This window comes from Calidithermus chliarophilus DSM 9957 (assembly GCF_000430045.1).
In the GTDB taxonomy this organism is placed as follows: Bacteria; Deinococcota; Deinococci; order Deinococcales; family Thermaceae; genus Calidithermus; species Calidithermus chliarophilus.
The window spans coordinates 1,269,174-1,293,808 of record NZ_KE387023.1; the positions used below are offsets into that span (position 1 = coordinate 1,269,174).

The following is a 24,635-nucleotide window of genomic DNA, read 5'->3' on the forward strand; positions in this document are numbered from 1 at the left end:
AGAACGGCCGCCCCCACGCCGTCTTCGTGGACGAGCCCGAGCTCAAGGTGGCCCGCATGAACGTCAGCCGCCAGGAGGGGCGCGAGAGCGTGCTCGAGTTCCACTACCTCCTCGCCCGCCCCCAGGGCGTCGAGTACTTCACCGAGGAACTGCGCCTGTTCCTGTTCACCCACGAGGAGTACATCAACGCCTTCCAGCAGGCCAGTCTGAGCGTCGATTTCGACCCCCAGGGCCTTACCGGGCGGGGGCTTTACGTGGGGGTGAAGGGAGAGTAGGGGGAAGCTTTGAGCCCTCAGCTATCAGCTATCAGCCGTTAGCGGTTAGCTTGTGGCTCGTGGTTTACCCCTCCCCGCACGCGGGGAGGGGGTATCCCCCCAGCCCCCCTTGCTAAGGGGGGTAAAGAAAGGGCGTTTGGCGTCGGGCGTTCGGCTATCAGCTATCGACCCCCGACCCCCGCTAATCCGTCGGCCCCACCACCGAATCCAGTTGCTGCAACCGCAGGAACAGCCGCACCAGGTCCTGGTCGAGGTGGCCCGTGCGGGCGCTCTGCCACAGCTCGAGCGCAGCCGCCTCCCGGCCCAGCGCCGACTTGTAGGGGCGCTCGGAGGTGAGGGCGTCGAAGACGTCGCACACCGCGAAGATGCGGGCGGGGAGGGGGATGGCCTCGCCCTTGAGGCCGTCGGGGTAGCCGCGGCCGTCCCAGCGCTCGTGGTGGTGGCGCACCACCTGGCGGGCGGCGAGGGGCACGAAGGGGAGGTTGCGCACCAGGTCGTCGCCCATGGGGGCGTGGGTCTTCATCAGGGCGAACTCCTCGGGGCTGAGGCGGCCGGGCTTGAGCAGGATGGCGTCGGGGATGGTGAGCTTGCCGATGTCGTGCAGGTAGGCCCCCCAGCGCAGGTCGCGGATGGCGGTGGGGTCGAGGCTGAGGGCCTGGCCCATCTGCGTGGCCATGGCCGCCACGCGGTCGGTGTGCCCCGCCGTCTCGCGGTCGCGGGCCTCGAGCGCCACGCCGATGGCGCGCAGGGCCCGTTCGTAGGCGTCCTCCAGGCGTTGGGTGCGCTCCAGGCGCGCCACCAAGGCCCCGATCAGCCGCGCCCCGCCGTCCATCAGGCGGCGCTCGCTCTCGCTCCAGCCGCCCTTGACCCGGCGGCAGAAGGTCAGGCCGCTTTCCGCGCCGCTCTCGCGGCTGGCCATGGTGACGTAGAAGCTGTAGACCCCTAGGCGGGCGTAGGGCTCCAGCGCCGGGTGGTGGCTGCTGTCGGGGATGTGGGCGTGGCCGCGCTCGAAGAGCCCCAGCTCGCTCAGGGTCTTCACGCTCACCTCGGCGGCCAGCGGCCAGGGCAGCTCGAGCTCCCCCGCCACGCTGCGGGCGTGGACCGTCTCGCCCCGCCGCCGCCCCAGGATCACCAGCTCGGCCCCAGCCAACTGGCGGATGCGCTCGATGGCGCGGTCGAGCACCTGGGGGTAGGTCTCCTCGATGAGGTGGGAGAGGTCGAGGAGGGCCTGCTTCTCCTGGATCTGGGTCTGGAGGCTCTCGCTCACCTGCACCCGCTCGAAGGCGCTGCCCGCCACGTTGCCCACCAGGCTCAGCAGGTGCAGGTCCCGCTCGCCCAGCGCGCCGGCGGCCTGGCGGGCCACGTGCAGCACCCCCACCGGCGTGCCCGCGGAGTCCAGCAGGGGCAGGATCACCAGCGAGCGCGGCCAGCGCTCGCTGGCCCCGTTGCGGTAGATGCGCGGGTCGCTCCAGGCGTCGCGGACGAGGTAGGGCTGCCCGCTCTCCAGCGCGGCCCAGGCCAGGCCGGGGTTGTGGGGGGCCTCGAAGTCGGCGGCGGGGGGTAGCTCGGCCACCAGGTGCAGCCGGTCGCGGGCGCTCACCCGGTACAGGGCCACCCAGTCGGCGTGGCTGAGGTCGCGGGCCACCGCCAGCAGGGTCTGGGCCACCTCCTGGCCGCTGCGGGCGTCGCTGAGCGCGCGGGTCAGGCTGCCGATGACCTCCAGCTCGTGCACCCGCTCGAGCAGGCCCTCGGTGGTGCGCACGCGCTCGAGGGCGTTGGCGGTGAGGTTGCCGATGAGCTCGACGAGCTGGACCTCCTGGGGGGTGTAGCCGTCGAAGGCGTTGCGCCCGCAGATGAGCGCGCCCAGCGGCAGCCCGGCCGAGTCGAAGAGGGGGAGGGTGATCTGCGAGCGGTTGAGACCGCCCTCGCGGGCGGCTTCAGGGGTGAAGCCGTGGGGGTCGTCGGCCACGTCGGGGCTGTAGACGGTCTGGCGCGACTCGAGCGCGTACCAGGCCAGTCCCATGCCGCGCGGCACCCAGAAGGCCTCGACCTGGCTGAACCAGCCCGCCCCCGCCACCACCTCCAGCTCCTGGCGCGAAGGCGTCAGCGTCAGCAGCGCGGCGTGCTCGGACTGCAGCAGCCGGGCGGTCTCGCTCACCACCCGCTCCCCGATCTCCTGCCGGGTCGCGGCGTCCTTGAGGGCCTGGGAGATGTCGGCGATGGTCTGGAGCTCGCGCAGCCGCGCCTGCAGGCCCTCGCTCGAGCGCACCCGCTCCAGCGCGGAGGCGGTGACGTTGGCGATGACCTGCAGCACCCCCACGTCCTTGGGCGAGAAGGCGTTGGGCTCGTTGCGCGAGGCCACCAGCGTGCCCAGCACCTGGCCGTGTGAGTCGTACATGGGCACCACCGCCCTCGAGCGCGGCAGCTCCTGCTGGCGGAAGGCCGTATAGACCCGGGGGTCGTTGAGGGCGTCGGCGCTGAGCACGGGCTGGCCGCTTGTCACCGCCACCCAGCTCAGGCCATGGCCCTTGGGCACGCCCACCCCCAAGTAGGCGGTGAAGCTGCCGCGGGCCGCGGCCATGCGCAGCTCCTGCCCGTCGGGGCTGAGCAGGAAGATGCCCGAGCTCACCGAGCCCATCAGCTTGGTGATCTGGCCGGCCACGGTCTCGAGCACGTCCTGGGCGGCGAGAGCGTCGTTGAGGGCCTTGGAGACCTGCTCGAGCACCTCCAGCTCGTGCAGGCGCTGGCGCAGGGCCTCGGTCTCGCGCACGCGCTCGAGGGCGGTGGCGGCCACGTTGGCCACCACCTGCAGCAGCCGCACGTCGAGGGGGCTGTAGCGCCCGGGGTGGCGGCGCCCCGAGCCCAGCACCCCCAGCGGGCTGCCGTCGGAGGCGAAGAAGGGCACCACGAGCTGCTCGTGCGGCGGGACCTTGTGGCGCCGGCGCGCCGGCGGGAGGTAGGCCCGGGGGTCCTGGGTGGCGTCGGGGGTGTGCACGGGCTGGCGCTGCTCGAGCGCCCGCCAGGCCAGCCCCCTGCCCTGGGGCACCTCCGCCCCCAGGAAGACCTCGAACAGCCCCTGGGCCGCTTCCAGGCGCAACGCGGCGTCCTTGGGGTCGAGCAGCCCGACGACCACGTGCTCGGAGTTCATCAGCCGGGCGATCTCCACCTGCAGGCGCTCGGCGATGCCCCGGCTCGAGGTCGCCCCCCGCAGGGCCTCGGTCGCCGCCTCGATGACCTCGAACTCGCGCGCGCGGGCCTCGAGCTCCTCGCGGTCGCGCCGGGCCACCAGCAGCGCGGTGATCTGCAGCGCGTAGTCGCGGGCGATGTGCACCGAGTCGGCGTCGAAGGCGGCGGGGTCGCTGAGGGAGTCGAGGTTGATCTCGGCCACCGTCTCGCCGCGCAGCACGATGGGCACCGAGAGGTTGGCCTGGATCTGGGTCATGTGCTTGCCGATGCGCTCGACGAGGTGCTGGTTGTTGGGGTCGAGCTCGATGGTGGGGTGGAGCTGTTCGCGGCTGAGGATGCGCGGCTCGCCCCGCCGCCAGCCCTCGGGGTCGCCGTACCACTGCACGGCGGCCTCCTCGCTGGTCTCGATCCCCAGCACCTCCTCGCCGAAGCCCACCTGGGCCACGAAGCGGTAGCGCTCGCCCTGGCGCAGCCGCAGGCTGCCCGCCTCGGCCCCCGGCACCACCGCCACCGCCGACTCGAGGATGCTCTGCCACGCCTCGGCCTCGCTGCGGGTGGCCAGGGCTTCGACGGTGCGCAACAAGGTGGCGTAAGGGGGCTCCGCCTTGGACTCGGCAGGACGTGCCCCGGCGCTGCGGGGGTCGGGGGCCGGGGCCATATCTCTAAATGGTAGTGCATCTTGCATCGGCCGGCGGTGTACTCGGTACAAAAGCCGAGCGAAAGCGCCGGCCACGGGCGCGGGCGTGGCCTGGCCCACGGGGGGCTTGCGCGGGAGATGGGGGGGCGTGCTACACTCTCTGCATTGCACCACTCCGAAAGGAGGTGACCACGATGATGATGAGCCACTGCTTCCTTCCCCAAGCCGTCACTGGCGTCTCTTCCGTGGTTTGCCTCCGTGCCGTTATGTCGGCAGCATAGACAGAACCGATTATCTGTCCGGGGGCACGCCAAAGGCCCCCGGACTTCCGTTTGTGTTTGCTATTCGAGGTTGAATCCATGCTCCACGACACCAAAAGCTGGCTGGACGAAGAGCTCGAGGCCGAGACGGGTCTCGAGGACGACCCCGAGACCCGGCAGCACTTCGCCGGGCGCGCCCACCGCTTAGCCCGCAAGCCCCCCCGCCGCCGCTCGGTCAAGAAGCTGTTGGAAGAGGGCCTCAAAGACCCCCGCGCCCCCAAGTTCGGCGACCCGGGCCTGCAGAGCCTTTACGAGAAAGAACAGTTCAGCGAGCTGCTGTGGGAGCTGCGCAGCGGCAAGGAGGCCACCGTCTACGTGGTGCGGGCCACCGAGAAGTCCTGGCCCGATAACCCCGAGGCCCTGCTGGCGGCCAAGCTCTACGTCGACAGCCGGGTGCGCTCGTTCAAGAACGACGCGCTCTACCGCCAGGGCCGCTTCATCGGCAACCAGCGGATGGAGAAGGCCATCGACCAGCGCAGCCAGTTCGGCATCAGCGCCCAGAACGTGCTGTGGGTGGAGGAGGAGTACCGCCAGCTCCACGCGCTGCACCAACTGGGCGTGCCCGTACCCAAGCCCGTCGCCCACGCGGGCAACGTGATCCTGATGGAGTTCGTGGGCGACGAGGACGGCCCCGCCCCGCGCCTCTCGGAGGCGGGCCTGAGCCGGGAGGAGGCCCAGGAGGCGCTCGAGCAGGCCGTTCGCAACCTGGGCCTGATCCTCTCGGCGGGCAAGATCCACGGTGACTACTCGACCTTCAACCTGCTGTGGCACGAGGGCCGGGTGGTGGTCATCGACTTCCCGCAGATGGTGGAGTGGGACAAGAACCCCCTGGCGATGCAGATTTTGCAGCGCGACGTGCGGGGCCTGTGTCGTACGTTCGGCCACCTGGGCCTCCACCCAAAGCCCGAGGCGGTGCTGCGCCAGGTCTGGCAAATTGCCCATGCCAACCCCACCCGCTTCACCCCCATGGAGGTGAGTTACCTGTGAACATCCGGCCTTTCGACTTCAGCGACGGCGACTACGCGCTCTACGTGCGGCTCAACAACGCGGTGTACCCCGACCGGCCCCGCACCCTGGAGGCCCTTCGCCACTTCGACGCCACCAAGGGCCCCGACGAGATCGCCCAGACCTTCTTCGTGGAGCACGGCGGTGAGGCGGTGGGCTGGTTCGCCTTCATGACCCCCCGCTTCAACCCGGTGCCGGGGCAGCTCGAGGTGGAGTGGGGCCTGCTGGCGGGCCACGAGGGCTTGGCCGAGGCGCTGTGGGGGGTGCTCGAGCGCGAGATCGCCCCCCACCGCCCCGAGGCGCTGGTGAGCCGGGTGCGCGAGGACTGGCCCCAGGCCGCCTTCTACGCCGCGCAGGGCTTCGAAATCTACGACCGGATGTGGGCCAGTACGCTTGACCTCGAGCGCTTCGACCCCGCCCCCTTCCGGCGGCCCCTGCCCGAGCCCGTCAGGATCGGCACCCTGGCCGACCTCGACTACCGCAGCGAGGCGGTGCAGCGGTGCTACTACGCCCTGATCGCGGCCCTGCTGCGCGACGTGCCCTCGGCCCAGCCGGTGGAGGTGTGGCCCTTCGAGGTGTGGCAGGAGCGGGTCATGAGCGACCGGAACATGATCCCCGAGGCCAACTTCATCGCCTTCGAGGGGGAGGCTATGGTGGGGGTGTCGCAGTTGTGGAGGTCGCCGCGCCCGCAGACCCTCCAGACCGGCCTCACCGGGGTGCTGCCCTCGCACCGGCGCCTGGGCATCGCCCTCGCCCTCAAGCTGCGGGCCCTCGAGCACGCCCGGCAGCAGGGCTACCGCTACGTGCGCACCAACAACCACCAGGTCAACCGCCCCATGCTCGCCATCAACGAGGCGCTGGGCTTCGAGAAAGAACCCGCCCAGCTCCACCTCAAGAAAAACCTGCTCGTCCGGGAGGAAACGTGAAAAGCACCGTGAACCCGACCAACCTGACCATCCGCCCCTTCGCCGAGGCCGACTACGCCGCCGCGGTGGAGGTCAACAACGCGGTCTACCCCGATTACCCCGCCTCGGTGGAGGAGTGGCGGCACACCGACCGCAACCGCGACCCCAAGTACCGCTTCGCCCGCTTCGTGGCCGAGGCGGGGGGCCGGGTGGTGGGGGTGAGCCAGTACGGGCAGAGCGCCAGCAACTACCACCCGCGCAAGTTCTGGCTCGAGGTCTTGGTCCATCCCCAGCAGCAGGGCCAGGGCATCGGCAAGGCCCTGTACCAGCGGGTGCTGGACGCGGTGATCGCCTTCGACCCCCTCACGGTGCGGGCCGGGGTGCGCGAGGACCTGCAGCGCGGGGTGCGCTTCCTGCAAGAGCGCGGCTTCGCCGAGGAGCGGCGGGCCTGGGAGTCGCGGCTGGACGTGCAGGCCTTCGACCCCGCCCCCTACCTCCCCCTCCTCGAGCGCCTGGAGGCCGAGGGCTTCGAGTTCAAGAGCATCCGCGAGCTGGAGGCCGACCCCGAGCGCGACCGCAAGCTCTACGAGCTCGAGCTCGCCGCCGAGCGCGACATGCCCGCCCCCGACGCCTACACCGGCTACGACTTCGAGCACTTCGTCAGGCACTACCTGCAAAGCCCCGACCTCTCGCCCGATAGCTGGCTGGTGGCGCTCAAGGACGGGGAGTACCTGGCGGTGAGCACCATCTGGAAGGCGCAGGAGGGCGGCGAGCTCTACAACGGGGCCACCGGCACCCGCCCCGAGTGGCGCCGCCGGGGGCTGGCCCTGGCGCTCAAGGTGAGGAACCTGCTGTGGGCCAAGCGCGAGGGCTACGCCCAGATCAAGACCTGGAACGACTCGAGCAACCGGCCCATGCTCGCCATCAACGAGCGGCTGGGCTTCTGGAAGATGCCCGCCTGGATCACCTTCCGCAAGGACTTCGGGGACGGCGCATGAGCCCCGCCTTCCGGCCCTACCAGCCCCACGACCGCGAAGCCTGCCTCGCCGTCTTCCGCTCCAACGTGCCGCGCTACTTCGCCCCGCACGAGGAGGCCGAGTTCGCCGAGTTCCTGGACGAGCTGCCCTGCACCTACTTCGTGCTCGAGGCCGCGGGCGAGGTGCTGGGCTGCGGGGGCTACTACGTGGCCCCCGAGCGCGGGGAGGGCGGGCTGTGCTGGGGCATGGTGCACCGGCGCCACCACGGCGGCGGGCTGGGCCGGCAGCTGCTGCTGGAGCGCCTGTACCGCCTGGTCCAGCACCCCGAGGTGGCCTTCATCCGCCTGGACACCAGCCAGCACACCTGCGGCTTCTTCGAGAAGCTGGGTTTCGCCACCATCAAAACCGAGTCTAACGGTTATGCTCCAGGCCTAGACCGCTACGACATGCAGCTATGGCTCGAGCCCGCCGCCCGCGCCCGCATCATGGCGGCCTGGCTCGAGGCGCAAGCCCTGCAAGGAGAACCTTCATGATCAAGATTCGCCCCGTACATAAGCCCGCCGATTTCGCCGTGATCGCCCAGGTCCTCACCGCCGCCGAGCCCGAGTGGCCGGTCACCCCCGAGATGGTGGCGCGCTGGGACCAGCAGCGCAACCCCAAGTACCACAGCGCCGACTTCGTGGCCGAGTACCCCGACGCCGGGGTGGTGGCGGTGGCCGGGCTGGGCGAGGACGACTGGGCCTGGGAAGAGGGCAAGTACTGGGTCAACGTGCGCGTACACCCCGGCTTCCGCGGCAAGGGCATCGGCCGCGCCCTCTACGAGCACCTGATGGCCCACCTCCAGACCCAAGCCCCCGTGGTGCCCAAGAAGGTGCTGTGCATGTTCGGGGAGGACAAGCCCGAGACCCGGGCCTTCGTGGAGCGGCGGGGCTTCGTGCTCGAGTGGAAGCGCTACGAGTCGCGCCTGCAGACCCAGGGCTTCGACTTCGCCCCCTACGCCCACATCGAGCAGCAGGTGGCGGAGGCGGGGCTGGAGATCAGGAGCCTGGCCGAGCTGATGGCCGCCGACCCCCAGGCCGCGCGCAAGCTGTGGGAGCTCGACTGGATCCTCTTCCAGGACGTGCCCATGGGCGTGACCTTCACCAAGCGCGAGTTCGAGCAGTGGATGAAGGAGGAGCTCGACGACCCCCACTTCATCAAGGAGGCCAGCTTCGTCGCCCTCGACCCCCGGCGCGACGACCCCCTCACCGGCAGCTTCGTGGGCTACACCAGCCTGATGAAGAACCCCGGCGGCTTCTGGGTGATCGGCATGACCGGGGTGCTGCGCGAGTACCGCGGCAAGGGCTTGGCCAAGGCGCTCAAGCTGCGGGGGATGCGCTACGTGCAGGAGCACGGCGGCGGCGAGATCCGCACCTTCAACGACCCGCCCAACTTCGTGATGTACGGCATGAACCTCGCCATCGGCTTCCAGCCCTACCCCTCGAGGCTGCGCTACATGAAGCGCCTCGACGACCAGCCGGTCGAGCCCTTCGACGAGAGCAAGTACCGGCGGGGCCGCGAGGAGCCCGACTACGAGAAGGCCGAGGGCTAGTCCCGCAGGCCGAACAGGCGGCTGACCATGTAGTCGATGAGCAGGAAGAGCACCACCAGCAACAGCAGCAGCCCCCACCAGGGCATCTGCACCCAGACCACCACGAACAGCCGCTCGAGCACCTTGTAGAGGATGAATCCGAAGATCAGCGTGGTGACCAGGCTGGCCAGAAAACGGCGGGCTTTGTCCACGCCCTAAGAATAGCCGACCGCCGGAGAAAGTATGAAAACGCTCAACCTGACCGTTCGCCCTTTTGAAGAACGCGACTACGCCGCCATCGCCGAGGTGTTCAAGGCGGCCTGGCCCGACGAGGCCCACACCGAGGCCCGCTTGCGCGAGGACGACGACCACGCCCCCGAGGTCAAGTGGGGGCGCTTCGTGGCCGAGCTCGACGGGCGCATGGTGGGCCACGCCGAATACACCCAGTTCGAGGGGATGTACCACCCCCAGAAGTTCGCGGCCTGGGTCACGGTGCGGCCCGAGTTCCGCGGCCAGGGCATCGGCAAGGCCCTCTATGCCCGGCTGATGGAGGCCCTCGAGCCCCACGACCCGATTTCCATCCTGAGCACGGCCCGCGAGGACCAGGCCGCAGCCCTCGCCTGGCTGCAAAAGCTGGGCTACGAGGAGAAGATGCGCTACTGGGAGTCGCGCCTCGACCTGGCCGCCTTCGACTTCGCCCCCTGGGCGGGCCGCATCGAGGCCGTGGAGGGGGCGGGCTTCGAGCTCAGGAGCCTGAAGGAGCTCGAGCCTGATCCCGAGCACCGGCGCAAGCTGTACGACCTCTGGCTCGAGGCCCGCCTCGACGTGCCCCGCCCCGACGCCATGAGCGAGGTGTCGTTCGAGGAGTACTGCCGGTGGGTCTTCGAGAGCCAATACTACCTGCCCGAGGCCCACTTCGTGGCGGTGGAGGGCTCGAGCGGCCGGTACGTCGCGCTGAGCACCCTGTGGAAGACCGACGGCGACTACCTGGCCACCGGCCTGACCGGGACCCGCCGGGCCTACCGGCGCAAGGGGCTGGCGCTGGCCCTCAAGCTCAAGGGCATCCGCTTCGCCAAGGAGCACGGGGCCCGCGAGATCCGCACCGGCAACGAGGCGGGCAACCGGCCCATGCTCGCCATCAACGAGGCGCTGGGCTTCGTCAAGCAGCCCGCCTGGATCGACTTCGTCAAGGTCTTCCGCGAGGGCTGAACGCCCCGGCACCCCCATCAAGGAGCACCCGTCATGCAATTGCAATCGCTGGGTTACCGCACCGACCTGATGTTCCGCCGCTTCGAGGGGGAGGTGGTGGGGCGCGAGCGCTACCTGGCCGTGCGCACCCCCCGCAACCCCGGCTACCGCTGGGGCAACTTCCTGATCTTCGACCGCCCCCCGCAGGCGGGCGACCTCGAGCGCTGGAAGGCGCTCTTCGCCCGCGAGATCGGGACCCCGCCCGCCTACGCCCACTTCGCCTTCGGCTGGGACGGCGCGGAGCCGGGCGAGGTGGGGCCTTTCCTCGAAGCCGGCTTCCGCCTGGAGCAAAGCGCGGTGCTCAGCGCCCGCAGCGTGGTCCAGCCGCCCAAGCTCAATACGGCCTGCGAGGTGCGCCCCCTGCTCAGCGACGCCGACTGGGAAGAGCGCGTCGAGCTGGCGCTGGCCGTCAACGCCGCCGAGCCCCCCGAGAAGCGCGAGGGGGAGGGCTACCGCGACTTCGTGGCTCGCAAGGCCGAGGAGTACCGCCGCATGGTCGCGGCCGGGCTGGGGCAGTGGTTCGGGGCCTACCTCGAGGGCCGCCTGGCCGCCACGCTGGGCCTGTTCGTGTGGGAGGGGCTGGGGCGCTTCCAGACCGTCGAGACCCACCCCGCTTTTCGCCGCCGGGGCCTGTGCGGCACCCTGGTCTACCACACCGCCCGCATCGGCCTGCACGAGATGGGCGCCCAGACCCTGGTGATGGTGGCCGACCCCGGCTACGTCGCCATCCGGATCTACGAGTCGGTGGGCTTCCGCGTCAGCGAGCCCATGTGGGGGCTCGAGTGGCACCCCACCAACGGCTAGAGGAACACCCTATGAGCTTTCGCATCCGCCCTTTCGAGCCCGCCGATTACCCGGCCATGGTCGAACTCTGGAACCTCCACAACCCCGACTGGTCCCGCACCGTGGCCGAGGAGCAGAACAGCGACGCCAAGCGCGACCCCAAGTACCGCTTCGCCCGCTTCGTGGCCGAGGCGGGGGGCCGGGTGGTGGGGGTGGCGCAGCACGACCAGAGCCCCGGCTCCTACCACCCCCAGCGCTTCTCGCTCGAGCTCTACCTGCACCCCGACTTCCTGGGCCGGGGCCTGGGCAAGGCCCTCTACGCCCGCCTGATGGAAGCCCTCGAGCCCTACCGGCCCCAGCACCTGCTGGCCCAGGTGCGCGAGTCCAGCGAGCGCGGGCTGCGCTTCGCGCGGGAGCGGGGCTTCCGCGAACTCAAGCGCGACTTCGTGAGCACCCTCGACCTGCGCTGCGCCGACCTGAGCCCCTACGCGGGCCTGGAGGAGAAGCTGGCCGCCGAGGGCATCCGGCTGGCGTCGTTCGCCCGGTTGCTCGAGGCCGACCCCGACGCCGCCTGCAAGCTCCACGAGCTCTTCTCCGACTTCCGCCTCGACATCCCCCGCGCCGCCCCGCCCACCCCCATCACCCTCGACTTCTTCGTGCGCAACATCCTGCAAGGCCCCGACTACGACCCCCGGCTCTTCCTGGTGGCCCTCGAGGGCGAGCGCTGGGTGGGCATGAGCGGCTTGTTCCGCGTGGGCGACTCCAAGGATCTCGACCTGTGGATCACCGGCGTGCGGCGGGAGTACCGGGGCCGCAAGATCGCGCTGGCGCTGAAGGTGGCGGGGGTCCGGCTGGCGCGGGAGCTGGGCTTCGAGAGCATCCGCACCGACAACGACTCGCGCAACGCCCCCATGCTGGCGATCAACCGAAAGCTGGGCTTCGTGCCCGGCCCCGCCAGCCTGACGCTGCAAAAGGAGCTGTGAGCATGGGCCTCCGCTTCCGGGAAGCGAGTTTCCCCGCCGACTACGCGGCCATGGCGGCGGTGCTGAGCGCGGTCTACCCCGAGTGGCCCCGCAGCGCCCAGGACCTCGAGCGCGACGACGCCACCCGCGACCCCCGCTACTACTGGAAGGTCTTCCTGGCCGAAGAGGACGGGGAGGTGGTGGGGGTGGCGAGCGCCGGCCACCTGAGCGCGATGCACCGGGAAGGCCGTTTCGGGGTGCGGCTGAGCGTGCTCCCGCACGAGCGCAACCGGGGCATCGGCGGCCTGATGTACGAGCGGCTGCTCGAGCACCTGCGCTCCCTGGGCGCCCGCGAGCTGCTCTGCTCGCTCGACGAGCGGCGCGGCGAGGCCCTGGCCTTCGCCCGGCACCGGGGCTTCGAGGAGTTCTGGCGGATGTTCGAATCGCGGCTCGACCCCAAGGCCTTCGACTTCACGCCCTACGCCCTTCTCGAGCAGCGCCTGGGGGCCGAAGGTTACGCCCTGCGCACCTATGCCGAACTCGCCGACCCTCAGGGCGAGCAGAAGTTCTACGAGTTGCATTGGCAGCTCATGCAGGACATCCCCATGGACGAGCCCCCCCAGCGCGAGCCCCTCGAGCAGTGGCGCAAGCAGTGGACCCAAAACCCCCGCGCCCTGCCCGAGGCCTGCTACGTCGCCCTCAAGGACGGGCGGTGGGTGGGCATCTCTAACCTGTGGGCCTACGACGGCTACTACCTCATCGCCCTCACCGGGGTGCTGCGCGAGCACCGGGGCAGGTCGCTGGCGCTGGCGCTCAAGCTGGCCGGGATCCGCTACGCCCTGGAGCACGGGGGCCTCGAGATCCGCACCTTCAACGACTCGCCCAACCGGGCCATGCTGGGCCTCAACCGCAAGCTGGGCTTCGTGCCCCAGGCCGCCACCATCCAGATGCGCAAGACGCTGGCCGCCGAGCTCTGAAGCCGGCCCCTGCCCAGAGGTAAGGACGTGCTATCCCCAAAGCAGGCTGACCGACAAGCCCAGCACGCCCCCGCCCAGCATCACCGCCAGGATGTTGGCCCCGCGGTAGATCAGGAGGGTCGCCAGCGCCATCACCGCGAAGCTCCAGGGCTTGTCCATCCCCAGCTCGATCAGCACCAGCAGCATGCTCAGCGAGAGACCCATGCTCACCGGGACCAGCGCCTTGCGCAGGGCGCGGCTCCAGCGGGCGCGGGCCATCCACCGCCAGCCGTGCACCAGCACGACGGCCCCGGCGGCCCCCGGCAGGAACATGCCCAGCAGCGCGGCCAGCGCCCCCAGCGGCCCGGCGGCGCTCAGGCCGTAGAACACCACCGCCAGCATGTTGGGCCCCGGCACGAACTGGCCCAGCGCGAAGCCGTCGGCGAACTGCTGCGGCGTGACCCAGCCCTGGGCGATGAGGGTGCGGGCCATCTCGGGCAGGTTGGCCATCCCGCCCCCGAAGCTGATGAGCCCCAGCCGCAGGAAGGTGAGGAAGACCTCGAGCCCCTCGCTCACCCCGCCTCGGCCTCCCGCCAGTACAGCGCCACCCCCACCGGCACGGTGAGCAGCAGCACCAGGAGCAGCGACCAGTGCAGCAACCCGTAGGTCACGAACACCACCAGCGCCAGCAGCACCGCCTTGAGCGAGTCCAGCCCGATCCGGGCCTGGCGCAGCACGGTAGCCAGGATCAGCCCGATGGCCGCCGCCGCCACCCCGCTCAGCGCACCCTCGACGCTCGAGCCCGGCAGCGCCCCGAAGCGGAAGTAGGCCAGGCTCAGGAGCAGCATCAGGCTCACGCCGGGCAAGAGCACCCCCGCCAGGGCCGCGACCCCGCCCAAAGCCCCGCCCAGCCGCGCGCCCAGGTGGGCGGCCAGGTTGGCGAACACCGGCCCCGGCAGCACCCGGCACAGGGCAGTGGTTTCGAGGAACTCCCGCTCGCTCAGCCAGCCCCGCCGCACCACCATGAGCTCGTAGATGTGGGCGGTGCCCCCGCCGCCGAAGGCGGTGAGGCCGACGTAGAGAAAAGCGGTAAACAATTGAGGCAACGGCACGCGCACGCTGGAAGTGAGGATACTATGCTCAGGCCCGCCCATCCCGCCGATTACCCGGCCATCGCCCGCATCCACAACACGCTGTGGCCCGAGCACTTCCGCAGCCTGGAGGACTTCGCCCACCTCGACCGCCACAACCCCGTGCGGCGCTTCCTGCTCGAGCTCGACGGGCCGGTGGCGGTGGCCGGCCTGCGTGACCGGGGTGCTTTCTACGAGTTCGAAGTCGGCGTGCTCCCCGAGTTCGAGGGCCGGGGCCTGGGGCGCGAACTCTACGCCCGCTTGCTGCGCGAGCTCGAGGCCCTGCCCCCCAAGCGCACCCTGGCCTTCGTGAAGGAGAGCCACCCCTACGCCCTGGCCTTCGCCGCCCGGCGGGGCTGGCGGGAGTCGCTGCGCGGCTACCACCAGCACCTCGACCTCGCCGCCTTCGACCCGGCGCCCTTCGAGGGCCTGAGGCGGCGGCTCGAGGCCGAGGGCTACGCCTTCCACAGCTACGCCGTCCTCCCCGACCCCGAGCGCCTGTACCCCCTGCTGCGGCAGACCTACCTGGACGTGCCCCGCTCCGGCGAGGCCGAGCCGCTAAGCCTGGAGGAGTTCCGCCGCCGCTTCGTCCTGCACCCCGCCTTCCACCCTCAGACCAGCTTCGTCGCCGTGCGGGAGGGGGAGTGGGCGGGCCTGAGCCTGGTCCGGCGGCGCGGCGAGAGCGGGCTGCACTCGGCCATGACCGGCGTGCTCCCCGCGCACCGGGGCCGGGGCCTGGCGACGGCGCTCAAGGTTTGCTCGATCCTCGAGGCCCGCCGCCTGGGTTTCGCCGAACTCCACACCAACAACGCCGCCGGCAACGCCCCCATGCTGGCGGTCAACGCCCGGCTGGGCTTCGTCCGCGAGCCCGCCCAGATCGAACTCGAACTCACCAAGGAGTCGCTATGGACCTGATCATCCGGCCCTTCACCCCCGAGGACCACCTGCCCGCCCTCGAGATCCACAACGCCATCTGGCCCGATACCCCCCAGACCCTCGAGGACCGGCTCGAGGCCGACGGGCGCCGCCGCGCCGACCTGGTGTTCCGCCGCTACGCCGCCGAGGTGGGCGGCCAGGTGGTGGCGACGGGCTCCTTCCAGCACATGGAGTGGTTCTTCCACCCCCGCAAGTTCGCCATCGGCATGCAGGTCCACCCCCGGTGGCAGGGCCGGGGCGTCGGCGGGCGGCTCTGGCGCCACCTGCTGGCCGAGCTCGAGGCCTTCGAGCCCCTCAGCCTGCACGCCTCGGTGCGCGAGGACAAGAACGGCTGGGCCGTGGCCCGGCACTACGGCTTCGCCGAGGAGAGCCGGGCCTGGGAGTCGCTGCTCGACCTCAGCACCTTCGACCCCGCGCCCTTCGGCGACGCGGTGGAGCGGGTGCGGGCGGCGGGCTACCGCATCCTGAGCTGGGCCGAGCTGGGCGACACTCCCGAGAATCGCCGCAGGCTGTGGGAGCTCGACGTCGAGGTCTCCGAGGACGTGCCCCACACCCACCCCTTCACCATGCCCACCCTCGAGCGCTACGAGCAACAGGTCTTCGGCAGCCGCGACTTCCAGCCCGAGACCCTGCTCGTCGCGCTGTCCCCGGACGGGGAGTTCGCCGGGGTCAGCCAGCTCTGGAAAACCCAGCCCGAGCACCGCCTGCACAACGGCCTCACCGGCGTGCGCCGCGCCCACCGCCGCAAGGGGCTGGCCCTGGCGATGAAGCTGGAGAACGTGGCGCGGGCCAGGGCCCTGGGCAAGCGCGAGATCCGCACCTTCAACGACCAGACCAACCGGCCCATGCTCGCCATCAACGAGGCCATGGGCTTCGTCAAGCAGCCCGCCTGGATCGACGTGGTGCGGGTGCTGCGCTCGGAGTAGACTCCCTGCGGGAGTCGCCGATAGCCGACAGCCACGCCGGGCACGCCCTTCGGTTAATGGCGGGTGCTTCCGCGGGAGGTTAAATACAGGCATGGATTACGTGGTGGGGGATGTTCACGGCTGCTTGCCCGCGCTGGTGGCGCTGCTCCAGCGGGCGGGGCTGCTGGGGCCGCGCGCGGAGTGGACCGGCGGCGAGGCCCGGTTGTGGCTGCTGGGCGACTACACCGACCGCGGCCCCGACGGGGTGGGGGTGATCGAGCTGCTGATGCGCCTGGAGGAGCAGGCCTACCGCGCCGGGGGTGCGGTGCACGCCCTGCTGGGCAACCACGACGTGCTGCTGCTGGAGGCCTACCACTTCCCCGACGAGCCCAGCGGCTTCCGCCACGACGGCATCACCCTCACCTTCCGCGAGCTGTGGCTGCGGGCGCGGGGCCAGCCCGCCGACCTCGAGCGCCTGCGCCCCGAGCACGCCGAGTGGCTGGCCCACCGCCCCGCCCTGGCCCGGGTGGAGGGCACCCTGCTGATGCACGCCGACAGCGACTTCTACCTCGAGTACGGCTCGAGCCTCGGCGAGATCAACGCCAACATCCGCGCGGTGCTCCACTCGCGCGACCCCGTGCGCTGGGACAGGCTCGAGGAGCGCTTCGCCTCGAGGATGGCCTTCTGGAACGGCGGGGCCCCCAAGGCCCGTGGGTTGCTGGCCCTGCTGGGCGCGGGCCGCCTGGTCCACGGCCACACCCCCATCTACAGCGTGCTCGAGCGCCACCCCGAGGAGGTCCGCGAGCCGCTGGTCTACGCCGAGGGGCTGTGCGTCAACCTCGACCACTGCCTGTACCAGGGGGGACCGGGGTTCGTGTACCGGTTGGACTAGGGCGCGGGGGGTAGAACATGTGAGGCGCCGGATGCCGGAAGATGCCCAACGCCGAACGCCCAACGCCCGGCGATGGACCATGGCTGGGGCGAGAACTTTCCCCGAGCGAGGCGTCACCCAGGGTCCTGTGGCCGCTTTTGCTGAGGTCTGATAGCTGATAGCTGCTAGCTTTTCCAACGGAGATTCCATGAGCCTGCCTTACGTCAAACTTTCCGGTTCGCCCTACGACCAGGGCCTTACCCAGGGCCGCGCCCTGGCCGACGCCATCGCGCACAACCTCGAGGTCTACTTCCGCCGCTTCGAGGTCGAGGGCAAGCTGCCCCCTGCCGAAGCCCGGCGGCGTGGGGAGGTCTACCTGGGGGCCATCCGAGGGCAGAGCCCGGCCTATGCCCAGGGCATCGAGGGGATCGCGGCGGGCTCGGGGCAGAGCCTCGTCGACATCGCCACCCTCAACGTGCGCTACGAGATCCTCTACTACCAGTTCGCCCAGGACGACACCGTCGTCTACCACGGCCACGAGGCCCCCAACGGCTGCACCGCCTTCGCCCTGCTGCCCGCCCACAGCGCCGACGGGGCGTTGTGGATGGGCCAGAACTGGGACTGGATCGAGGACGCCAAGGGCGCCCTCCAGCACGTCACCGAGCCCGACGGGACGCGGGTGCTGGCCTTCACCGAGGCCGGGATCTTCGGCGGCAAGATCGGGCTGAACTCGCACGGGCTGGGCCTGTGCATCAACGGGCTGGTGGCGGTGGGCGACAACTGGGCGGGGCTGGGCAAGCCCTTCCACCTGCGCACCTACGAGGCCCTGCGCTCGCGCACGCTGGCCGAGGCCGAGGCCAAGGTGAGCGCCGCCCCGCGCACCGCCTCCGGCAACTTCCTGCTGGGGCAGGGGGAGGTGGCCGTAGACCTCGAGGTTTCCCCCGCCAAGGTGGTGCGCTGGCAGGACGAGCGCCAACTCGTCCACGCCAACCACTTCCTCGACCCCCAGGCCCACGGCATCGAGGTGCCGCCCATCGAGTGGCTCGACCGCTCCGACCACCGCCACCAGCGGCTCGAGGAGCGCCTGCGGCAGGTGGAAAAGCCGGGCCTGGCCGACCTTCAGGAAGCCCTGCGCGACCGCGACGGCGCGCCCTACGCCGTCTGCCGCACCGCCAGCGCCGAGGAGTACGAGCTGGGCGAGCCCTACCGCACCGTGGCCTCGGTGATCCTGAACCTCCGCACCCTCGAGCTATGGATCTCCGACGGCCCGCCCCACGAGAACCCGTACGAGCACTACGCTCTGTGAACCCTTATGGTCATTGACCTCGAACTCGCCCGACGCCTCGAGCGCGTGGACGCGCTCAACTCCGCCGACTACGCCCTCACCCTCGCCCGCCTCGAGCCCGGCAGCCGCGCCGCCCTGGTCCCGCTGGGGCCGGGCTACGCCTTCGGCATGGGGCCCGACTACCCCATCAACAAGATGGCCTGCCTCGAGTTCACCGAGCCCGACGAGGCCCTGCTCGAGCAGGGCGAGGCCTTCCTGGCCGAACTCGGCGTGCCCGCCCGCATCTCCTTCTGCCCGCTAGGCCGCAGCGCCGTGCTGGAGCTGCTGGCGCGGCGGGGCTACCAACCGAGGCACTTCATCAACCTGTACGTGCGCCGGGTCGAGCCGCCCGCCGAGGCCCCCTTGCCCAGAGGCCTCGAGATCGGCCCGCCCCGCGACCTCGAGGAGTGGCTGGCCGCGAGCCGGGCGGCCTGGGAGCTGAGGGGCACCCTGCAGGAGGCGCGCTTCGGGCAGGTCGCGCTCGAGCGCCCCGAGGCGGTGAGCCTGGTGGGCCGCGTGGAAGGCCAGGCCGTAGCGGTGGGGGCCATGCGCGTGCGCGAGGGGATCGCCTTCCTCAACGGCGCGGCCACCGCGCCCGCCCACCGCGGGCGCGGCATCCAGGCCGCCCTGCTGCGCGAGCGGCTGCGCCGGGCCTGGGAGGGGGGGTGCGAGTACGCGGCGATCTCCGCCACCCCCGGCAGCACCTCGGCCCGCAACATCGAGCGCCAGGGCTTCCGCCTGGCCTACACCCGCCTCTCCCTCGAGAAACCGCGGTGAGGGTCCGGGCCAGCCTCGAGGTGCGCCTGCTCAAGGCCCTCGACCCCGAGCGCTTCAGCAAGGTGGTGGGCCTGTGGCCCACCCGCGCCCGCCGCAAGGGCGAGGAGGGGGCCGAGGCCGCGCTTTGGGCGCTGGAAACCCCCTGGCTCGAGGCCCCCGACCCCCGAGCCGCCCTGCGAACCCTCCTCGAGCCCCTGAAAGCCAAGGCTCCCCTGCTGGCCGTGCTGGTCGAGCAAAAGGCCATCCGGGTCGGGTTCTCCTGCACCGTCGAGGCGGCGGGGGCCGCCTCCCTCGAGCTCGACCCCGACACCCTCGCCCTCCTCGCCCGGCTCGAGGCGGCGGTGCGGCTCGAGCTGCGCCCCTCGCCGGTCCCCGACCCCCCGGGCCGGCCCCTGAACTAACCCGCTGGCCTACACTCTAGCTATGGCCCGCATCCACGTCGCCCAGGGCGACATCACCGACTTCGCAGGGGACGCCATCGTCAACGCGGCGAACAACCACCTCGTCCTCGGCTCCGGGGTGGCCGGGGCCATCGCCCGCAAGGGCGGCCCCGAGATCCAGGAGGAGTGCTACCGCCACGGCAAGATCCGCGTCGGGGAGGCCGCCATCACCGGCGCGGGCCGCCTGAGGGCCCGGCACGTCATCCACGCGGCGGCCATGGGCGACGAGCCCGCCACCCTCCAAACCGTCCGCTCCGCCACCCGCCACGCCCTGCGCCTGGCGCTCGAGCACGGCCTCAAAACCGTCGCCTTCCCCCTCCTGGGCACCGGCGTCGCCGGCCTCCCCCGCGACGGCGTGATCGGCGTGATGCTCGAGGAACTCCGCTCCGCCCACGAAAGCCTGGAAGTAACCCTCTACGGCTACTCCCAAGCCGACGCAGACGCGATAAGGGCACAGCTTTAGGGCAGAGGAAGCCAGTGATACCGGATTCAAAAAGATAATCACCCAAACGAAAGACCTTCAGAGGCTATCTTTTTGAATCCTAGAGCACACCCCTCCCTGACGGCCGGCGAAGAAAGCGTATCCCTTCGGTCGGGTCAGGTCGTCCCCATTCGGGAACGAACTGACCGAATCTGGTATGACGTATGGCTCGTGGCCCGTGGTTCGTCAAGGGTCTAGGGCCAAGGCGTCTGGCGTCTTGCGTTTTGCGTTTTGCGTACGACGTACGACCGGCGTTAGGCGTTGGGCGTTCGGCTATCAGCTATCAGCTATCGACCATCGACCCTCGACCTCCCTCACACACGCTCCGCCACCGGCGCCGCAACCGGCACCCCTTCCGCCTCCCCTGGGGGCACCCGGCGGAAGGTCAGCCAGGTGTTGAGGAAGCCCAGCCCGTACAGGAGGGCGCCCACGAAGAAGGGCGTCCCCACCAGCCAGGAGGGCACCTCGGGGCGGGCCACCTGACCCAGCAGGAAGCCGCCGAAGAGCGGGCCCACCATGCCGGTGAGGCTCACCAGGGCGCTCAACGCGCCCTGCACGGCGCCCTGCTCGCGGGCCGAGACCGACCTCGAGATCAGCGCCTGGCTGGCGGGCTGGCTCACGTTGCCGATGGAGCCCAGCAGGATGGTGGCGTACATCATCCAGCCCTGGGTGGCCAGGCCGTAGAGGGTAAAGCTCACGATCCCCGCGCTCTGCCCCAGCAGCACCGAGCGCCGCTCGCCCAGCCGCCCCACCACCACCCGCACCAGCCCGCCCTGCACCAGCATGGCGGTGATGCCCACCAGCACCAGCGAGAGGCTGGTCTGGAGGATGCTCCACTCGAAGCGGTAGGTGGTGTACTGCACCCACACCGTCTGCAGGATCTGGAAGGCCAGGTTGATCAGCAGCACGCTCCCGCTCAGGCCCAGCAGCAGCGGGGTGCGGGTCAGGATGCCCAGCGCCGCGAAGGGGTTGTTGGAGGTGCGGCTCAGGTTGCGGTTCTCCGGCTTGAGCGACTCCGGCAGCACGAACCAGCCGTAGAGCCCGTTGAGGAAGGCCAGCAGCGCGGCGAAGTAGAAGGGCAGCCGCAGGTCGATCTGGCCCAGCACCCCCCCGATGCCCGGCCCCAGGATGAAGCCCAGCCCGAACACCGCCCCGATGAGGCCGAAGTTCTTGGCCCGATCCTCGGGCTTAGAGACGTCGGCGATGTAGGCGTTGGCGGTGCTGAAGCTCGCCCCCAGGATGCCCGCGACCAGCCGGGCCACGAACAGCAGCCAAAGCGCGGGGGTGAGGGCGGCGATGAGGTAGTCGAGTGCGGTGCCGAAGGAGGCCGCCAGCAGCACCGGCCGGCGGCCGTAGCGGTCGCTCAGCCGCCCCAGGACGGGGGCGAAGACGAACTGCATGGCGGCATAGACGGCGATGAAAATGCCGTTGAAATAGGCCCCCGCCTGCACGCTCCCGGCCAACGCCTCGATGAGCTTGGGCAGGACCGGGATCACCAGCCCCAAGCCCATCACGTTGATGAGCACGCTGACGAGGATGAAAACCATGCTGGCCTGACGTTTCACTCAATTCCTCCCGCGAGGCGCGGCAATTCCGGCGCCGCGCGCATGACGTTGTAGGATACCTCGAGCGCGCGGTATGTTCCAGACCCATTCCGGTGCTTGGATCATGTATAAAGCGTAACGGTGGGCGGGCCTTACGCCGGGGCCTTAGCGAGGCCGGAGCGCCGGGGGCCGCCGCGCTCGGGCAGGCTCTCCAGGGCGCGGGCGAGCTGCTCGAGGCTGTAGAGGTTGTGCACGGGTAGGAAGTCGTCCACGAAGGGCAGCGCGGCCACCAGGCCCCGCGTGAGCGGCTGGTAGCCGGGGGTGCCCAGCAGGGGGTTGAGCCAGATCAGGCGGTGGCAGGACTTCTGCAGCCGCTCGATCTCGAAGGCCAGCAGCTCGGGGTCGCCCTGGTCCCAGCCGTCGGAGATCAACAGCACCACCGCGCCGCGCCCCAGCACCCGCTTGGCCCAGGTGCGGTTGAACTCGCGCAGGCTGCCGCCGATGCGCGTACCCCCCGACCAGTCCTTCACCAGCCGACCCACCTCGAGCAAGGCCGCGTCCACGCTGCGCTTTTTCATGGGGCGGGTGATGCGGGTGAGGCGGGTGCCGAAGGCGAAGGCCTCCACCGTGCGCACCCCCTGGCGGTTCTGGGCCTGGGCGAAGGCGTGCAGGAAGTGCAGCAGCATGCGGGCGTAGCGCTCCATCGAGCCCGAGACGTCGGCCAGCACCACCAGGGGGCGGGGCTTGGTCTTGCGCCCCTGCCAGGCCAGCCGCACGAACTCGCCCTGGTGCTTCAGCGCCTTGCGGAAGCTGCGGCGCAGGTCGAGCAAAGCTCCCGAGCCGGCGGGCTGGAGCCTTCGGGTAGGACGTTCGGAGATACGCCAGTCGAAGTCCTGCAGCAGGCGGCGGGCGACCTCGATTTCTTCCGCGCTCATGGCCTCGAAGGAGCGCTGCTTGAGGGTTTCGTCGGTGCTGTAGGTGAGGCTGCGGTCTACCAGGGGAACGGGCGGCTTATCGGATTGCGCTTCGCCCGAGCGGGGCACCGACGCCACCTCCAGCGGGCGGGGCCGGGGTTTGGCGGGCAGCAGCCCCAGCGCGTCCTTGAACAACTCGCTCAGGCTGTTCTCGCTATCGAACTCCCGCCAGAAGCGCACAAACAGCGCGTGGAAGCGGTCGTAGTCCTCTCGCCGGGTGAGCAGGCTGGTCCTGGCGGCGTAGTAGAAGCTGCCGGCGTCGAGGAGGGAAATCTGCTCCAGAGCACGGACGAAGGTCATGGTCTGGCCCGGAGTCACCACCACCCCCCCTTCGCGCAGGAGCCGGGTGAAGCGCACCACGTGGGCCAGCAGGTGACCGCTGGGGAGGGAAGGGGTCATGCGGGGCTGACTGCGTTGCTCTCGGCCCGCTCGAGCAGGTCGTGGGCCATGCTCTTGGTCTTGATCACGTCGTCCTGGTACTTCAGCAGCGCACCCAGGGTCTCCTCGACCACCTGGGGCTCGAGCGCCACCGCGTCCAGCGCCATCAGCGAGGCGGCCCAGTCGAGGGTCTCGGCCACGCCGGGGGCCTTGTAGAGGTCTTCCTTGCGCAGCTCCTGCACGAAGGCCACCACCTGCCTCGCCAGCTTTTCCGGCACGCCGGGCACCTTCTCCCGCACGATGCGGTACTCCTTCTCGAAGGAGGGGTAGTCGATCCAGAAGTACAGGCAGCGGCGCTTGAGCGCGTCGTGGATCTCGCGGGTGCGGTTGGAGGTGATCACCACCACCGGGGGACGCTCGGCCCGCACCGTGCCCACTTCGGGGATGGTGATCTGCCAGTCGGAGAGGAACTCGAGCAAGAAGGCCTCGAACTCCTCGTCGGCGCGGTCGAGCTCGTCGATGAGCAGCACCGGGGCCTTGCCGTCCACGCTCTTGAGGGCCTGCAGCAGGGGGCGCTCGAGCAGGAACTCCCGCCCGAAGACCTCGTGGCGCACCCGCTCGGCCTGGCGCTCGCCGGAGGCCTCGAGCAGCCGGATCTGCATCATCTGGCGGGCGTAGTCCCACTCGTAGACCGCGTTGTTCACGTCCAGGCCCTCGTAGCACTGCAGCCGGATCAGGCGGGTGGAAAGCATGTCGGCCAGCACCTTCACGATCTCGGTCTTGCCCACGCCGGGCTCGCCCTCCAGCAGCAGGGGCCGCCCCAGCTTGAGGGCTAAGAACACCGAGACCGCCAGCCCCTTGTCGGCGATGTAGCGGTGGGCCTCGAGGGCGGCGAGGGTCTCCTCGACGGTGGAGGGCGTCATGGCTCCATTTTCGCCGAATGCCGAGGGCCAAACGCAAGGCGAGCGACACTTAGCTTTCAGCCATCAGCGGTCAGCCGTCAGCTAGTGGCCTGTGGTTACCCCCACCCCGACCCTCCCCGCACGCGGGGAGGGTTTATCCCCCCAGCCCCCCTTGCTAAGGGGGGAACAAGGCGTTTGGCGTTTGGCGTACGGCGTAGGACGTACGACGTCCGACCCGCGCCCGGCATTCAGCACTCGATCCCGAGCGCTAAACCAGCCGCAGCAGCGCCCGCTTGGCCAGCACGTCGATGAGGTGGGCGCGGTACTCGGCGGAGTGGTTGTGGTCGCCCATGAGCTGCGCCGGGTCCACCAAGTTCTGGCAGGCGGCCTCGACGGTCTGGGGGTCGAGGGGTTTGCCGGAGAGGGCCTGCTCGAGCTTGCTCAGGCGCATGGCGTGCTCGCCCGCGCCGGTGAAGGCGGCCCGGACGCCGCTCACCCCGATCACCACCGCCACCCCGGCTACGGCGTAGCGGGAAGCAGGGTGGGGGAACTTCTCGTACGCCATCCGGACAGCCTGTGTGGGGGCATGGGCCGATGGGCTGGCCGAGCTGAGCGGAATGTGGATCTCGGTGAGGATTTCGTCCTGTCCAACAGCGGTGGTGAACATGCCCTGGAAAAACGAGTCTACGTCTACTACCTTGGCTCCACTGGGCCCCTGAATTTTCAGCCTGGCATCCAGGGCCAGCACCACGGCGGGAAGGTCGGCGGCAGGGTCAGCGTGGGCCAGCGAGCCGCCGATGGTGCCCTTATTGCGTACCATCGGATCACCGATCTGCTCGATGGCCTCGGGCAGGGCGGGTATGGTTTGCCTGATCAAGTCCGAGGTTTCAATCTCGTAGTAGGTGGTCGCCGCGCCGATCACCAGGGTGTTGCCTTCACGGCGGATACCCTTCAGCTCGGGCACCCTCGAGATGTCGATGAGGGCCGGGGGAGTCGCCAGCCGCAGTTTCATGGCCGGGATCAGCGAGTGGCCTCCTGCCAGCAGCTTGGCCTCGGGGTTTTGCTGAAGCATCTGCAGGGCCTCGGAGAGGCTTTTGGCCCGGTGGTAGGTGAATTCAGCGGTGTACATGGAACCTCCGTTTGGGTCGT

General features: G+C 70.2%; 25 protein-coding genes. 17 read left to right on the forward strand and 8 right to left on the reverse strand.

Annotation, left to right across the window (positions count from 1 at the left end):
- Positions 1–275, forward strand: a 275-nt coding sequence (locus MEICH_RS23875) for a hypothetical protein (RefSeq protein WP_036218384.1), incomplete at its 5' end; no start/stop codon positions are given.
- 181 nt (positions 276–456) lie between these two features.
- Here MEICH_RS23875 and MEICH_RS27840 read toward each other — a convergent pair.
- Positions 457–4,119 carry a GAF domain-containing protein gene (locus tag MEICH_RS27840; RefSeq protein WP_084542202.1) on the reverse strand — a complete coding sequence of 1,221 codons (3,663 nt, stop codon included), beginning with the start codon at positions 4,117–4,119 and terminating at the stop codon, positions 457–459.
- Positions 4,120–4,457: 338 nt separating this feature from the next.
- Here MEICH_RS27840 and MEICH_RS23885 point away from each other — a divergent pair, with 338 nt between their 5' ends.
- From MEICH_RS23885 to MEICH_RS23895, 5 genes are read left to right on the forward strand one after another with little or no spacing between them, the layout of a single operon-like run.
- Positions 4,458–5,405: an RIO1 family regulatory kinase/ATPase domain-containing protein gene (locus MEICH_RS23885; protein ID WP_051303961.1), complete on the forward strand. Its 948-nt coding sequence runs from the start codon at positions 4,458–4,460 to the stop codon at positions 5,403–5,405.
- A complete protein-coding gene (locus tag MEICH_RS30425; protein ID WP_027891874.1) occupies positions 5,402–6,349 on the forward strand; it encodes a GNAT family N-acetyltransferase in 948 nt (315 codons plus the stop codon). The genes MEICH_RS23885 and MEICH_RS30425 overlap by 4 nt, the downstream gene beginning before the upstream one ends.
- Positions 6,346–7,326 carry a GNAT family N-acetyltransferase gene (locus MEICH_RS0106095; protein ID WP_051303964.1) on the forward strand — a complete coding sequence of 327 codons (981 nt, stop codon included), beginning with the start codon at positions 6,346–6,348 and terminating at the stop codon, positions 7,324–7,326. The genes MEICH_RS30425 and MEICH_RS0106095 overlap by 4 nt, the downstream gene beginning before the upstream one ends.
- Positions 7,323–7,838: a GNAT family N-acetyltransferase gene (locus tag MEICH_RS23890; protein ID WP_051303966.1), complete on the forward strand. Its 516-nt coding sequence runs from the start codon at positions 7,323–7,325 to the stop codon at positions 7,836–7,838. The genes MEICH_RS0106095 and MEICH_RS23890 overlap by 4 nt, the downstream gene beginning before the upstream one ends.
- Positions 7,835–8,896, forward strand: a complete 1,062-nt coding sequence (locus MEICH_RS23895; protein ID WP_157202635.1) for a GNAT family N-acetyltransferase — start codon at positions 7,835–7,837, stop codon at positions 8,894–8,896. The genes MEICH_RS23890 and MEICH_RS23895 overlap by 4 nt, the downstream gene beginning before the upstream one ends.
- Here MEICH_RS23895 and MEICH_RS0106110 read toward each other — a convergent pair.
- Positions 8,893–9,087, reverse strand: a complete 195-nt coding sequence (locus MEICH_RS0106110) for a hypothetical protein (RefSeq protein ID WP_027891876.1) — start codon at positions 9,085–9,087, stop codon at positions 8,893–8,895. The genes MEICH_RS23895 and MEICH_RS0106110 overlap by 4 nt on opposite strands.
- Positions 9,088–9,118: 31 nt before the next feature.
- On the opposite strand from MEICH_RS0106110, the gene MEICH_RS0106115 reads away from it, so the two are divergent.
- Genes MEICH_RS0106115 through MEICH_RS23905 form a run of 4 tightly spaced genes read left to right on the forward strand, consistent with a single transcriptional unit; the run spans position 9,119 to position 12,845 of the window.
- Entirely contained in the window at positions 9,119–10,084 is a 966-nt protein-coding gene (locus MEICH_RS0106115) for a GNAT family N-acetyltransferase (RefSeq protein WP_027891877.1), read from the forward strand.
- Positions 10,085–10,117: 33 nt separating this feature from the next.
- A complete protein-coding gene (locus MEICH_RS0106120; protein WP_027891878.1) occupies positions 10,118–10,927 on the forward strand; it encodes a GNAT family N-acetyltransferase in 810 nt (269 codons plus the stop codon).
- Positions 10,928–10,938: 11 nt separating this feature from the next.
- A complete protein-coding gene (locus MEICH_RS23900; RefSeq protein ID WP_051303968.1) occupies positions 10,939–11,889 on the forward strand; it encodes a GNAT family N-acetyltransferase in 951 nt (316 codons plus the stop codon).
- A gap of 2 nt (positions 11,890–11,891) precedes the next feature.
- Entirely contained in the window at positions 11,892–12,845 is a 954-nt protein-coding gene (locus MEICH_RS23905; protein ID WP_051303971.1) for a GNAT family N-acetyltransferase, read from the forward strand.
- A gap of 30 nt (positions 12,846–12,875) precedes the next feature.
- Here the strand turns inward: MEICH_RS23905 and MEICH_RS0106135 are convergent, their stop codons facing one another.
- Both MEICH_RS0106135 and MEICH_RS0106140 read right to left on the reverse strand, forming a co-directional pair.
- Positions 12,876–13,400 (reverse strand): chromate transporter, encoded by a 525-nt coding sequence (locus tag MEICH_RS0106135; RefSeq protein ID WP_027891879.1) that lies wholly within the window; start codon positions 13,398–13,400, stop codon positions 12,876–12,878.
- On the reverse strand, positions 13,397–13,942 hold the full coding sequence (locus MEICH_RS0106140; RefSeq protein WP_027891880.1) for a chromate transporter: 546 nt from the start codon (positions 13,940–13,942) through the stop codon (positions 13,397–13,399). The genes MEICH_RS0106135 and MEICH_RS0106140 overlap by 4 nt, the downstream gene beginning before the upstream one ends.
- Positions 13,943–13,960: 18 nt before the next feature.
- On the opposite strand from MEICH_RS0106140, the gene MEICH_RS0106145 reads away from it, so the two are divergent.
- The 7 genes from MEICH_RS0106145 (at position 13,961) to MEICH_RS0106175 (ending at position 19,670) form a co-directional block, all read left to right on the forward strand.
- The gene (locus MEICH_RS0106145) at positions 13,961–14,869 is read left to right on the forward strand and encodes a GNAT family N-acetyltransferase (RefSeq protein WP_027891881.1); all 909 of its coding nucleotides are present in this window, start codon (positions 13,961–13,963) and stop codon (positions 14,867–14,869) included.
- On the forward strand, positions 14,860–15,816 hold the full coding sequence (locus MEICH_RS0106150; RefSeq protein ID WP_027891882.1) for a GNAT family N-acetyltransferase: 957 nt from the start codon (positions 14,860–14,862) through the stop codon (positions 15,814–15,816). Before MEICH_RS0106145 ends, MEICH_RS0106150 begins: the two co-directional genes overlap by 10 nt.
- 91 nt (positions 15,817–15,907) lie before the next feature.
- Positions 15,908–16,687: a metallophosphoesterase gene (locus MEICH_RS0106155; protein ID WP_027891883.1), complete on the forward strand. Its 780-nt coding sequence runs from the start codon at positions 15,908–15,910 to the stop codon at positions 16,685–16,687.
- Positions 16,688–16,874: 187 nt separating this feature from the next.
- On the forward strand, positions 16,875–17,972 hold the full coding sequence (locus MEICH_RS0106160) for a C45 family autoproteolytic acyltransferase/hydrolase (protein WP_027891884.1): 1,098 nt from the start codon (positions 16,875–16,877) through the stop codon (positions 17,970–17,972).
- Positions 17,973–17,978: 6 nt separating this feature from the next.
- Positions 17,979–18,767, forward strand: a complete 789-nt coding sequence (locus MEICH_RS0106165; RefSeq protein WP_027891885.1) for a GNAT family N-acetyltransferase — start codon at positions 17,979–17,981, stop codon at positions 18,765–18,767.
- Positions 18,764–19,168, forward strand: a complete 405-nt coding sequence (locus tag MEICH_RS0106170) for a DUF4279 domain-containing protein (protein WP_027891886.1) — start codon at positions 18,764–18,766, stop codon at positions 19,166–19,168. The genes MEICH_RS0106165 and MEICH_RS0106170 overlap by 4 nt, the downstream gene beginning before the upstream one ends.
- A gap of 22 nt (positions 19,169–19,190) precedes the next feature.
- Positions 19,191–19,670: a macro domain-containing protein gene (locus tag MEICH_RS0106175; RefSeq protein ID WP_027891887.1), complete on the forward strand. Its 480-nt coding sequence runs from the start codon at positions 19,191–19,193 to the stop codon at positions 19,668–19,670.
- Between the two features lie 332 nt (positions 19,671–20,002).
- On the opposite strand, the gene MEICH_RS23910 is transcribed toward MEICH_RS0106175, so the two are convergent.
- The 4 genes from MEICH_RS23910 to MEICH_RS0106195 all read right to left on the reverse strand — a co-directional run bounded on the left by MEICH_RS23910 (position 20,003) and on the right by MEICH_RS0106195 (position 24,615).
- The gene (locus tag MEICH_RS23910) at positions 20,003–21,253 is read right to left on the reverse strand and encodes a TCR/Tet family MFS transporter (protein ID WP_084542204.1); all 1,251 of its coding nucleotides are present in this window, start codon (positions 21,251–21,253) and stop codon (positions 20,003–20,005) included.
- A 131-nt stretch (positions 21,254–21,384) separates the two neighbouring features.
- A complete protein-coding gene (locus MEICH_RS23915) occupies positions 21,385–22,605 on the reverse strand; it encodes a vWA domain-containing protein (RefSeq protein ID WP_036218387.1) in 1,221 nt (406 codons plus the stop codon).
- On the reverse strand, positions 22,602–23,507 hold the full coding sequence (locus MEICH_RS0106190; protein WP_027891888.1) for an AAA family ATPase: 906 nt from the start codon (positions 23,505–23,507) through the stop codon (positions 22,602–22,604). Before MEICH_RS0106190 ends, MEICH_RS23915 begins: the two co-directional genes overlap by 4 nt.
- Positions 23,508–23,754: 247 nt before the next feature.
- A complete protein-coding gene (locus tag MEICH_RS0106195) occupies positions 23,755–24,615 on the reverse strand; it encodes an FAD binding domain-containing protein (protein ID WP_027891889.1) in 861 nt (286 codons plus the stop codon).
- Between the last annotated feature and the right edge of the window lie 20 nt (positions 24,616–24,635).